At 38.8% G+C, this 11,974-nt stretch carries 12 protein-coding genes; all 12 read right to left on the reverse strand.

From position 1 onward, the window contains the following. The 12 genes from ACIQZG_RS01975 to ACIQZG_RS02030 all read right to left on the reverse strand — a co-directional run bounded on the left by ACIQZG_RS01975 (position 1) and on the right by ACIQZG_RS02030 (position 11,811). Positions 1-1,383: a replication initiation and membrane attachment family protein gene (locus ACIQZG_RS01975; protein WP_402753471.1), complete on the reverse strand. Its 1,383-nt coding sequence runs from the start codon at positions 1,381-1,383 to the stop codon at positions 1-3. Positions 1,384-1,403: 20 nt separating this feature from the next. Next, on the reverse strand, positions 1,404-1,871 hold the full coding sequence (nrdR, locus tag ACIQZG_RS01980) for a transcriptional regulator NrdR (RefSeq protein WP_402753472.1): 468 nt from the start codon (positions 1,869-1,871) through the stop codon (positions 1,404-1,406). A gap of 164 nt (positions 1,872-2,035) precedes the next feature. Next, the gene (locus ACIQZG_RS01985; RefSeq protein ID WP_402753473.1) at positions 2,036-3,058 is read right to left on the reverse strand and encodes a glyceraldehyde-3-phosphate dehydrogenase; all 1,023 of its coding nucleotides are present in this window, start codon (positions 3,056-3,058) and stop codon (positions 2,036-2,038) included. A gap of 219 nt (positions 3,059-3,277) precedes the next feature. After that, positions 3,278-3,871: a dephospho-CoA kinase gene (coaE, locus tag ACIQZG_RS01990; RefSeq protein WP_402753474.1), complete on the reverse strand. Its 594-nt coding sequence runs from the start codon at positions 3,869-3,871 to the stop codon at positions 3,278-3,280. A 14-nt stretch (positions 3,872-3,885) separates the two neighbouring features. Further along, positions 3,886-4,758 carry a bifunctional DNA-formamidopyrimidine glycosylase/DNA-(apurinic or apyrimidinic site) lyase gene (gene mutM, locus ACIQZG_RS01995; RefSeq protein WP_402753475.1) on the reverse strand — a complete coding sequence of 291 codons (873 nt, stop codon included), beginning with the start codon at positions 4,756-4,758 and terminating at the stop codon, positions 3,886-3,888. 13 nt (positions 4,759-4,771) lie between these two features. Continuing rightward, on the reverse strand, positions 4,772-7,399 hold the full coding sequence (gene polA, locus ACIQZG_RS02000; protein WP_402753476.1) for a DNA polymerase I: 2,628 nt from the start codon (positions 7,397-7,399) through the stop codon (positions 4,772-4,774). 262 nt (positions 7,400-7,661) lie between these two features. Further along, on the reverse strand, positions 7,662-7,901 hold the full coding sequence (locus tag ACIQZG_RS02005; RefSeq protein ID WP_402753477.1) for a hypothetical protein: 240 nt from the start codon (positions 7,899-7,901) through the stop codon (positions 7,662-7,664). Between the two features lie 161 nt (positions 7,902-8,062). Beyond that, positions 8,063-8,497 (reverse strand): DNA polymerase I, encoded by a 435-nt coding sequence (locus ACIQZG_RS02010; RefSeq protein ID WP_402753478.1) that lies wholly within the window; start codon positions 8,495-8,497, stop codon positions 8,063-8,065. A 162-nt stretch (positions 8,498-8,659) separates the two neighbouring features. Then, on the reverse strand, positions 8,660-9,670 hold the full coding sequence (gene hflC, locus ACIQZG_RS02015; protein ID WP_402753479.1) for a protease modulator HflC: 1,011 nt from the start codon (positions 9,668-9,670) through the stop codon (positions 8,660-8,662). Next, positions 9,670-10,638, reverse strand: a complete 969-nt coding sequence (gene hflK, locus ACIQZG_RS02020) for an FtsH protease activity modulator HflK (protein ID WP_402753480.1) — start codon at positions 10,636-10,638, stop codon at positions 9,670-9,672. The genes hflC and hflK overlap by 1 nt, the downstream gene beginning before the upstream one ends. A gap of 94 nt (positions 10,639-10,732) precedes the next feature. Beyond that, positions 10,733-11,446, reverse strand: a complete 714-nt coding sequence (locus tag ACIQZG_RS02025; protein ID WP_402753481.1) for an LrgB family protein — start codon at positions 11,444-11,446, stop codon at positions 10,733-10,735. Further along, complete coding sequence (locus ACIQZG_RS02030; protein ID WP_402753482.1) at positions 11,443-11,811, reverse strand: CidA/LrgA family holin-like protein; 369 nt, start codon at positions 11,809-11,811, stop codon at positions 11,443-11,445. The genes ACIQZG_RS02025 and ACIQZG_RS02030 overlap by 4 nt, the downstream gene beginning before the upstream one ends. Between the last annotated feature and the right edge of the window lie 163 nt (positions 11,812-11,974).

Here is an 11,974-nt window from a genome sequence, read left to right on the forward strand (position 1 = left end):
TTACTTTTGTTGATTGCCTAACTTGTCTAATATTTTTTGTCGTTCTATTTCAAAATCTGTTCCACCAGTACTTACCGTATCTGTCGGAACTTCTTCTGATTGCTCATTACGCTTATAAAACCAATCAGGCACTTTTTCCTCGCGCCGATTAGTCGAACGTCCTTTTGTATAATTACTACTTTTTGCTGGCGTTTGCGGCTTGTTTTTCCATGCCGTATATTTATCATGCTCTTGACGTGCAAGCTCCATAGCTTCTTTAGCTGTTTTTAAATTTTTACGCACCCAATGGTCAGCAATTGTTTCCACGTACTTTTTCGGTAGCTTCATGTCTGTCGTTAACATAACGTACTCAAGTAAAGCGTTAACCACCCCGATAGGCATACCGTGCTGAACAATTAAGCTATCTGCAAGCTGTACAGACGTTTGCAAAGGTTCTTTGCCATTATTAATATCACGCAGCACCTGCACAGGCGGCGTTGTCTCTAAATAATGTTGCAACTCCTGATCCTTTGTCATTTGAGCCTTCTCTTCGACACTCGTTGTATCATAGACACGTGCAAGCTTTGGTGGTTCTTTAGAAACTGTCAGCTTATAATAGTCGGCTGCTGCCTTACGCAAACGCTCTAATGAAATACCTAAATCATCATCAAGTGCGAGAATCACAACCTTTTGCATGTCTAGTGCCGTTAAATGATATAAGAAAGCAAGCTTGGCAATTGCTTCGCGTACTTCAATTGTCAGTAAACTCGCCGGTACCAGTTGCTCTGATAGACCCGCTTGCAATAAATTAAAGTCGAATTGTTCAAAATAGAAAGGATAGGTTTTGGGTGACTGCACTTTTATGCCATCGTCACCTTGTAAATCACTTGGGATATTCGTACTTACAGGTTTAAAAACATCGATAAAGGCACGCGACACATCCTTGTATGCCGCCTCCCTTGCAGGTACTATAAAACGTTGACGCAATTTACGATACGCCTGCTCCCCAATTTTGCTAAATAAGAACATTGATAACAAAGGATCTTTCAAAAAGCTATCCGCATCAAGTGGACGTGCCAGCTCATATAAAAAGGAACGTTGCCCTTCAATTTCTTTTTTCCACGTACGTAGCAAACCAATTGCCTCTAAAGCAATACGTGCCTCAAACACTTTGCCAATAGGCATGCCGAGAACATTCATTAAATAATAATGCGATTGATGTTGTGTCTGCATTTGCTCGGCTTCCGCCCACAATGTCAAATACAAGCTAATTGGCTCAGCACCTGTTAGAGGCTGATAAAATAATGTCACCAGCTGTCTTTCCTGCGTTGAAAGCGCATGAGGTAAGCGAATGTCAAAAGTATCCGCTGGCTGCAACTCCTTATACAAATGAACCAACGTCATTCACCCTCCCTTTTGCCTCATTATTTTTGCTCAGTTTGTCTTTGGATAATTTCTTTTAACTCCTCTATAAAGACGTTGATATCTTTAAATTGACGATAAACAGATGCAAAGCGTACATAAGCAACCTCATCAATTTTCGCTAAGCGGTCCATTACCATTTCACCAACATCCTCTGAACGCACCTCTGCATTTCCAATACGGCGTAAATCTTTTTCAATTGCAATCACCATTCCCTCTAACACTTCAAGCGCAACAGGGCGTTTTTCGCACGCACGAATTAAACCACGCAATACTTTTTCGCGGCTAAACTCCTCACGTGATCCTTCTTTCTTCACGACAACTAATGGCGTTTCTTCAATTTTTTCGAACGTAGTAAAACGGAAGCCACACGACTCACATTCACGACGTCTACGTATTTCCTTATTATCATCTACAGGCCTCGAATCCACTACACGTGTTCCGTTAAATTGGCAAGATGGACATCTCATATATTTACTCCCCTGATTTTCCTACAATTTTAGTATACCTATTATAACAAAATTTCCCCCGTGGACAAAATCACTTTCATTTTTGAAGTCTAACACACTTATATAAAGAAAAAAACACACCGAAATCAAGAGGATTTCAGTGTGTCTTCATATCTACGTATTTATTATGCGTTAACTGTTTCTAATGCTAATGAAACTTTTTTCGCAAGATCTACTACACGTGCAGAGTAACCCCACTCGTTATCGTACCAAGCAAGTACTTTTACTTTGCGGTTGCCCATAACAATCGTAGAAAGACCATCTACTGTAGATGAGAAAGTTGTTGTATTAAAGTCAGAGGATACAAGCGGCTCCATTGTGAAGTTCAAAATACCCTTCATTGGTCCTTCAGTAGCTGCTTTTTCAAATGCTGCATTTACTGATTCCACTGTTACGTCCGTATCTAAATCAACCACAAGATCAACAAGTGATACGTTTGGAGTCGGAACACGTAGTGCCATACCATGAATCTTGCCATCTAGCTCTGGTAATACTAGTTTTAAAGCTTTTGCAGCACCCGTTGATGTTGGGATGATTGACTGTGCACAACCACGTGCACGACGTAAATCTTTATGTGGGTTATCAAGATTTTTTTGGTCATTTGTGTATGCATGAACAGTTGTCATTAAACCATTGTTAATGCCGAATGTGTCGTTTAATACTTTTGCTACTGGTGCTAAGCAGTTTGTTGTACAAGAAGCGTTTGAAATCACGTCATGTTTTTCAATATCAAGTAATTCGTCGTTTACACCTAATACAACAGTGATATCTTCGTTTTTACCCGGTGCTGTTAAGATAACTTTTTTTGCGCCCGCTTCTAAGTGCATTGCTGCTTTTTCACGTTCATTGAATTTACCAGTTGCTTCAATAACGATATCTACGCCCATTGCTGCCCATGGTAATTGTAATGGATCACGTTCGCTAATAATTTGTACGCGCTTACCATTTACCATTAGTGCATCGCCTGCCGGTTCGATTGTACCTTCGAATGTCCCGTGATTTGTGTCATACTTAATCAAATGTGCTAACGTTTCAGCTGGATAGCTGGCGTTAATCGCAACGATATTTAAACCCTCCTGTACGATCGCTTGACGGAAAACCATACGTCCAATACGTCCGAAACCATTAATAGCAATAGATACTGTCATTTGTAAATCCTCCTGTGGATACGTTTTCATATTAATTATATACTATATGAAATTAGTATAACACAATTTCAATAAAGATGAACATTAATTACGCACATTGGAAAAGTTCTTATTTTCTGATAAATAACACATCATTCTTCCCATCAAAACTTTTGCTTATTTTCCGTCTTTAAATAATAAAAAAAATGCGTAGCGATGATTTTTCGCTACGCACCTAATCTACAGTACTTCCCAATAAGTAAGAATTTTTTTCAGTTGTTCCTCAGTATTTTCTAACTTTTCATTATTATAAATAACAGCATGTGCGCCTTTTTCCTTCACAGATAATGGCAATTGCGAATGAATACGAGCAATTGCATCCTCTTTCGACAATGCGTTTCGTTCCATTAAACGACGTAGTTGCACTTCCTCTTTTACCGACACTACTAAAATACGTTCAACAAAATGTTGTAATTTGCTTTCAAATAACAAAGGAATATCCATCACGACATGTTTTTCTCCTGCCGCTATTAATACATCACGTTGACGAAGCATTTCTGCACGAATTGCCGGGTGCATGATATCATTTAAGATTTTACGTTTTGCAGGTTCGTGAAAAATAATATCACCCAGTTTCGGTCGATTTAAATGACCATCTTCCAGTAAAATATCATCCCCAAAGTTTTGAGCAATTATTTTAAGCGTCTCTGTGCCTGGTTCAACAACGTCTCGTGCCACAACATCCGCATCGACGATTGGTAATCCAAGGTCTGTCATCATTTTCGCTACTGTACTTTTCCCACTCGCAATACTACCTGTTAATCCGATAATCATTAGCTAATTCCCCTTTAATGTTGACAATTTGGACAAAAGACTGACGTGCGTCCCCCAATTGTCATTTGACTCGTCTGCGTCCCACACACTGGGCATGCTTTTTTGCCGTACATTTGGAGCCGATTTTGCATACTACCAGCCTCGCCATTTATATTTCGATAATCTGAAATCGTCGAGCCTCCTGCTTCAATACTTTGTCGCAACACAGCTACTATTGCATCAAATAGCGCACGTTTACGTTTCTCGCTAATGCGATTCATTTTACGTGCTGGATGAATCCGCTCGTTGAACAGGGCTTCTGTTGCGTAAATATTGCCACAGCCAGATATCACTTGCCCATCCATAATCACTTCTTTGACAGCCTTTTTCTCATATTTCGGCAATAACGTTTTCGCAATGAAAAAATCACAAGCATCATCATCAAAAGGTTCCGGTGCCATTTTGGTTAGTGGTGCATGATCCTCCAGATTTGCTAAAAGGCGTAACTCTCCAAATCGTCGAATATCCGAATAAACTAAATATCCACCATCCGTTAAACGAAATGTTGCATGAATATGTTTCTTGAACTTAGCTTCATTAATATTTTCTGGTGAATCGACGACAAACCAAGCACCAGTCATACCTAAATGACTCACCAAAAAATAAGGCACTTCCTCTTTCAGTAAATGAAAAAATATATATTTTGAACGACGCACAACTTTTGTAATGGTCATATGAGCAAGTGCCACTTCAAACGCTTCCGGCTCTGCCTGTTTAACAATACATTGCTTACCCACACTAAAACCTAAATGGATTGTCTCCGACAGCTTGACACTTTCAATTGTTCGTCCTTCAATTTCTGGTTTCAATGCCTTCACGACACCTTCCACCTCTGGTAATTCAGGCATACATCCTGCCTCCTTACTTCGCTTCGTACCAAGTTGCGCCGTAGTTGACATCTACTTTTAATGGCACGGCAAGCGCAATCGCATTTTCCATGACTTCAGGTACAATTTTTTCTAACAATGCTAATTCTTCTTGTGGTGCTTCAAAGATCAACTCATCATGCACTTGTAATAATAATTTCGCCTGCATATTTTCTTTTTTCAAGCGTGCATCCATATCAATCATTGCTTTTTTAATAATATCTGCCGCACTACCTTGAATCGGTGTATTCATCGCTGTACGTTCCGCAAAACTGCGCAAGTTAAAGTTTGAGCTCGTAATATCCGGTAAATATCGACGGCGATTTAAAATAGTCGTCACAAAACCATTAAATTTCGCATCCTGGACGATATTGTCCATATAGCCCTTTACTCCAGGGAAGCTCGCTAAGTACTTTTCAATAAATACCGCTGCATCTTTACGTGTGATGTCTAAGTTTTGTGAAAGCCCATAATCACTAATCCCGTACACAATTCCAAAGTTAACCGCTTTTGCCGCACGGCGCATATCGCTATCCACATCTTCTGCAGATACATGGAATACATCCATTGCCGTACGTGTATGAATATCCATACCTTCGCGGAAAGCTTCGACTAAGTTTTTATCCTCTGACATATGTGCCAGAACACGAAGTTCGATTTGTGAGTAATCGGCAGAGAATAAAATCCAGTTTTCATGCGATGGCACGAACGCTTGGCGAATTTTACGTCCTTCCTCTAGACGCACAGGAATGTTTTGCAAGTTCGGGTCCGTTGAGCTTAAACGACCTGTCGATGTTAATGCCTGTTGGAAACGCGTATGCACTTTTCCATCTGCTTCATGAATCTCTTTTAGTAGCCCTTCAATATATGTCGATTGCAACTTTCCTAATTGACGATACAAGAGAATATGTTCAATGATGGCATGCTCTGGCTTTAATTTTTCTAATACATCAGCCGCTGTAGAATAACCTGTTTTTGTCTTTTTAATAACAGGGAGGCCTAGCTTATCAAAGAGAATGACCCCTAGTTGCTTTGGTGAGTTGATATTAAATGCTTCACCAGCTTCCGCATAAATATCTTGTTCAATGACAGTCAGCTTCTCCTTTAAATCTTGGCCCATTTTTTCAAGTGTCGCTCGGTTGACAGTAATCCCTTCGCTCTCCATCTCGCTTAAAATCGATGCAAGGGGGAGTTCAAGGTTTTTATATAAATCAAACTGTTCATTTTCACGTAATAGTGTTTCAAGTTTTGGTTGCAACGTCCAGACAGCAAATGCTTTACGACTTACGTGTTCAGCCAGTATATCTTGCGCTGGCACAGCACGCTTTGCTCCTTTTCCATAAACTGCTTCGTTCGTTTGCACATCACGGTAGCCAAGATCTTTCGCAAGTGTCGCCACGTCATCACCACTAAGTGCAGGGTTATTAATGTATGAAGCAAGCAATAAATCAAATTCAACACCAGCAAGTTTAATGCCAGCACGTTTCAACGCTGCTTGAGACGCCTTAGAGTCAACCATATACTTTGTTTTCGTTGAATCCTCTAACCATAGGCGCAGCGTATCTGATTTAGCAGCATTCTCAAATGGCACATAAAAAGTATTCATTCCATCTGAGAGAGCTAGGCCTAGCTGCTGGCAAGTATGATAATGCTCATCTTCAAGCTCTACATGTACAGCCATTATATCTTTTAGCTGCTCTGGCTTCACATCTTCTACAATGTCACATTCGAATGGTGCACGTTCTTCTTCCTCGACTGCAAAATCACTTTTCTCAATCAATGATTTAAAGCCAAGCTCTTGCCATACATTTATTAGTGCTTCTTCATCAGGTCCATTGTACGCTAGATCAGCAAGTGTCACCTCAATTGGTGCCTCTGTGAAAATCTTCGCAAGCTTCTTACTCATATGTGCCTGTTCTTCATTTGCGACAAGCTTCTCTTTCATTTTCGATGCTTTCAACGTGTCGATCGCCTCGTAAAGCGCCTCCACTGAACCATGCTCTTTTAATAATTTCACCGCTGTCTTTTCACCGACACCTGGCACACCAGGGATATTATCGGAAGCATCACCCATTAAGCCCTTCATATCAATAATTTGTAATGGTGTTAAACCATACTTTTCTTCGATAAATGCAGGTGTATTTTTCTCAATTTCCGTAATTCCCTTTTTCGTAATGTAAACTGTCACCTGCTCCGTCGCAAGCTGTGTTAAATCACGGTCACCAGATACGATGATGACGTCCATGTTTTGCGATGCCGCTTCTTTTGCTAATGTACCAATAATGTCATCAGCCTCGTACATTTCAAGCTCATATCGCTTAATCCCATATGCATCAATCAACTTACGAATATACGGAAATTGCTCCGATAATTCTGGCGGTGTTTTTTGACGACCACCTTTATATTCAGTAAACGTATCATGACGAAAAGTTGTTTTACCCGCATCGAATGCTACCAACATTTTAGTCGGTTGCTCTTCCTCTAATATCTTTTGTAACATCGTCGTAAATCCGTACGCTGCATTCGTGTGAATTCCACTATCATTCGTTAAAAGTGGTAACGCGAAAAATGCGCGGTACGCCAAACTATTACCATCCAGCAATAGTAACTTATCTTTTGTCATCTCATGTCCTCCTGAGTTCTCATCTCTTCTTATTGTAAAACGAAAACGTATGTTTGAAAATGCTTCTCTCCCTTACTTTATCGGGAAAATAGTCTTTTTACCAATCATATGAGCGGATTTGCGAAAATAAGGGATGCATAATTGTAATACAGCATTCTTCCCTCAAAAATTCACACAAGATGCTTTCTTCTCCCTATCATTCATAACCGCTTAAATGAAAAAAGGGAAAAAGTCGACTATTTCAACTCTTCCCTTTCTAACACTATCCTTCTTTCTCTATTCTCTTTCTTTTAGAATCTCTTCTTATAAAATACTGTTTACTATTGAAATAAACTAAAGTCGTTGCCGATATCAACGTCCATTGAAAACCGTTATTACCTGTTTTATACTTATCATAAATGGCCCAAATTATTAAGGTTGCTAGTAATAAAGCAAGTGTGAATCTTGCAGCTTTCCCCTCATAATCAATACATTCTTCTTGTTTTATCTCTTCATTTTCCATTTATACACCCCACTGTATTTTTACCTGCATAATGCTATAACGAAACTCTTCATTTTGAGCATATCATTTTGTTGACGACCTATTAATTACTATTTCTCTACAAATCCCAAAAGACCTTTAACTAAAAAGAGCCGATTGCTCATAGCAATCGACTCTTTCCTTTAATGACTATTTAATTCATTCGTTTTATCCTTACGATAAAAAACCTCTTCATAAATAACCGTCATAATAAATGCATTCATGAAAGCAAATACTAAAAACAATGGCATGCCACCTAGTGTCGGCTGAGTAAGCTCTGTACTAAATACCATGACAACACCAATTTGTGCAAGGAAGAAAATCAATCCAATCCCAATTTGCCAAATAGGCCGCTGATCTTTACGCTTCTCGTACAAAAAAATCTTTTTAAATACTTTACGTACATCTTCTGCAAGAACTAGCCCTAACAAAAATACAACAACAAAAAATACTGGTATATGATAAACACTCTTCGTCACCCATTCAAATTCTGTCAGGCGGAAAAAAAGTGTAAAAAACGATGCAATGCTACAAGCAATCCCTAGATTTTGGAGCCACGTGCTAATTTGTAATTTCACAACAATTACCTCCATTTATCTTTTCTAAACATCATAATTTTATCAGAAACTAGCATTATATTAAACACCTAATTTAAAATTCCAACTAACAAAAAGTGGGAATCGCGCGCTTTACTAGCACGACAATTCCCACTTTCACAAATCCCTGCAAGGATTACATTATTATTCTAGGTAACCTGATAATATTTTGGCATATGGTGAAGTCGATGGCAAAATGATAACCGTCTCTTCCCCAACTGTTTTCTTATATGATTCTAGCGTACGATACAATGAATAGAATTCAGGATCTTGTGAAAACGATTTATTATAAATCTTCGCCGCCTCCGCTTCACCTTCTGCTTGAATCATTGCAGCATCTTTATTTGCTGTTGCCAGCATTTCTTGCACTTCTCTATCTGCTTGCGCTTCCATACGACGCTTCGCCGCATCCCCTTCTGACAAATACTGTTGCGCCATTGACTCACGCTCTGACACCATATTCTTAAAAACGGATTGCTCATTTACAGTTGGCAAATCGATACGACGAATACGTACATCGACTACTTCAATTCCATACTTATCATCCGATAATAATTGATTGACGCGTTTTGTAACACGGTCATTAATACCTCCGCGTTGAGAGTCTTTATCACTAATAATATCTTCGTATTTAATCTGACCAAGCTCAGTACGAATAACCGAATAGATAAATTCCTCCATACGAGATTCTACCTTTTCAATCGTACCTGCATTTGAAATTAAAAGCTTCGGATCTGTAATACGCCATACTGCATAATTATCAATAATAATACGTTTTTTATCTTTTGTATTAATCTCCTCTTCTGAAATTTCATAAGTCATTTGGTTTTTCGGTAATCTTGTCACACTTTGAATGAATGGCACCTTCATCTTCAATCCAGGCTCACGTTCAAATTTTACTACTTCTCCAAACTGACGAACAACGACATACTCAGATTCCTTTACAATATAAATATTAGCAAATATTATTACTCCGATTGCAAAAATCACTGTTAACGTGACTGTCAAAGAAATATACTTTTTTGGATTCATAGGGCTTTTTTTGGACATTTTCACAACATTGTCTCCAGCATTTTCTTCAGTAGAAGCGGTACTTTTCGTTTTTCCAGATAAAAACTTTAGAAATTTATCAAGATCATTATTTTTCTTGTCCATTAGTTACCGCTCCCTTCTTTTTTCTCGGTTGTTGGTTGCTGTGCCGTTGGTTGCAATCCAGGTAGCGGTAAGTACTTCATCGTGCCACCATCATCATTCATAATATAAAGTTGCGCTTTCGGTAAAACGTTTTCTAATGTTTCTAAAATAAGTCGCTCACGGGTAATTTGTTGATTGCCTTTATATTGTTCATACATTTTATTGAAGACTGCCACATCCCCTTGGGCCTGTTCAATACGTGCAATTTTTGAACCTTCCGCTTTAGAGATGATTGCATCCTTTTCACCTTCTGCCTCATTGCTCCGCTTATTCACATATTTTTTCGCTTCATTTATTTTTGTGTTTTTCGTTTCAAGTGCATCTGTTACCGCTGTAAATGCTGCTCGAACGTCTTTGTCTGGAAGTTCAACATCTTGTAATTTCACACCTAAAATACTAATACCAACATCGTATTTATCGATAAGACCAACCAGTAAATCACGTGTTTGTACCTCGATTTCTCCTTTTCCATCGGTTAACGCTGCATCAATTTTTGAACTACCAATAATCGAGCGAATCGCACTGGATGTGGCGCTATGTAAAATTTCTTCTGGTTTTTGTGCATTGAATAAATATTTACGCGGATCTGTTATTTTCCATTGAACAACAAGATCCGTTAGGACGATGTTGTTATCTCCCGTAATCATTTTCGTTTCAGCATCATAAGCCTCTAACTCACCTTCTTTATTTTGCTTATAGCCAAACTGTAAGCTAAAAGTTTCTTTCGATAAAACTTCAACTGACTGCACTGGCCAAGGTAATTTAAAATGCAAACCAGAATCTGTCACCGTTTCATCTGCACGACCAAATGTAATGACAACCGCCTGTTCTGACTCATCGACCGTATACCACGACGTAAATACTGCAATGAGGGCCACGATGCCAAAAACGCCAAGTCCCACCATCATTAGGGTCCTTTTCACACTCATATTTGTTCCTCCCTTTGCTTTCTTTGTACTACTCTTTACGAAGGTATATAGGAAAAAGTTTCATAATTTTTAAAGAAAAATAGCCTGCTACCTATTAAGGTAACAAGCTATTCATCACGAATTGCTCAAAAACAGGGAAAATTGTCGCTGATAAAACGATACTTATCAATGCAGCAACTACCATTGCAATACTCGAAAACGTACCTTCCAGTTCTCCAAACTCAAAGGCTTTCGAAGTACCCGTACCATGCGCACCCATGCCTAGCATTAAACCTTTTGCGGACGGCGTATTTAAACGACATGTCCGAATTAGCAGCGGCGCTAACAAACTTCCTAAAATTCCCGTCGTCATAACAAAAACAGCTGTCAATGTTGGCGAGCCCCCGATCATTGTAGAAATATCCATCGCAATCGGTGTTGTTACTGAACGCGGCACTAAGCTATGCGTAAGTTCATCATTCAAACCAACAAGTAACGCTAGTAAAAATGACGATGTAATGGCCACAGTAGAACCAACAGTAATGCTTACGATAATTACCATCGCATGTTTTTTTAACAACGCAATATTTTTATAAATCGGCACGGCAAAAGCAACAGTGGCTGGACCAAGGAGATGTGTTAAAATGGTGCCTCCCGCATTATATTTTTCATAAGACGTATCCGTTATAAGCAATATTAAAATAACAATAATTGGTGTAAGGAGCAACGGAGTTAACCATGCTTTTCCGAATTTCACATAAATTATTTTACTGCCATAAAAGATAGCAATTGTACCAAGCAAACTGACAACTGCTACTAAAAAATTCATACTATGTCACCTTTTTTCTTTTGTCCAAACCACTCCGCCATGTAGCCCGTAGCAAGCATCACAACAATTCCACTTCCTACAATCACAGCTATCACTTTCATGCCTTGCACGCCAAAAAGTGCGTCATAATCAATAACCCCAATTGCCGATGGAACGAAAAATAATAATAGCTCACTTAGAAGTAAAGCTGCACCCACTTCAATCCATTCTAGTTTTACTATTTTAAACTGTAACAGGAGAAATAAAATCCCCAGTCCAATAATGCTCCCGGGGATTGGAATATGTAGTAAACTTGCAATACTATTCCCGACAAATAGTATGATATAAAGGTATCCAATTTGCAGGATACTTTTTGCGAACCTCATTGTAATCCTTCTTTCAAACTTATTATTCCTATACACTTTACACCCTTTTGATGAAAGAGTACAACATAAAAACCTGAATGCAAATGCATACAGGTTTTTATAAACATTTATTCGTCTTATTAAATGATATAGGGGGTTTCTAAAATTGATTATACCCCTATAT

Source organism: Lysinibacillus sp. NPDC096418, assembly GCF_044762775.1.
Lineage (GTDB): Bacteria > Bacillota > Bacilli > Bacillales_A > Planococcaceae > Lysinibacillus.

Coding starts and splice junctions, on each gene's coding strand:
- ACIQZG_RS02030 (WP_402753482.1), bottom strand. CDS start 11,811: ATGAGGTTCGCAAAAAGTATCCTGCAAATTGGATACCTTTATATCATA.
- hflK (WP_402753480.1), bottom strand. CDS start 10,638: ATGAGTGTGAAAAGGACCCTAATGATGGTGGGACTTGGCGTTTTTGGC.
- ACIQZG_RS02005 (WP_402753477.1), bottom strand. CDS start 7,901: ATGGAAAATGAAGAGATAAAACAAGAAGAATGTATTGATTATGAGGGG.
- coaE (WP_402753474.1), bottom strand. CDS start 3,871: ATGATTATCGGATTAACAGGTAGTATTGCGAGTGGGAAAAGTACAGTA.
- ACIQZG_RS01985 (WP_402753473.1), bottom strand. CDS start 3,058: ATGACAGTATCTATTGCTATTAATGGTTTCGGACGTATTGGACGTATG.
- nrdR (WP_402753472.1), bottom strand. CDS start 1,871: ATGAGATGTCCATCTTGCCAATTTAACGGAACACGTGTAGTGGATTCG.
- ACIQZG_RS01975 (WP_402753471.1), bottom strand. CDS start 1,383: ATGACGTTGGTTCATTTGTATAAGGAGTTGCAGCCAGCGGATACTTTT.
- polA (WP_402753476.1), bottom strand. CDS start 7,399: ATGACAAAAGATAAGTTACTATTGCTGGATGGTAATAGTTTGGCGTAC.
- ACIQZG_RS02025 (WP_402753481.1), bottom strand. CDS start 11,446: ATGAATTTTTTAGTAGCAGTTGTCAGTTTGCTTGGTACAATTGCTATC.
- mutM (WP_402753475.1), bottom strand. CDS start 4,758: ATGCCTGAATTACCAGAGGTGGAAGGTGTCGTGAAGGCATTGAAACCA.
- hflC (WP_402753479.1), bottom strand. CDS start 9,670: ATGGACAAGAAAAATAATGATCTTGATAAATTTCTAAAGTTTTTATCT.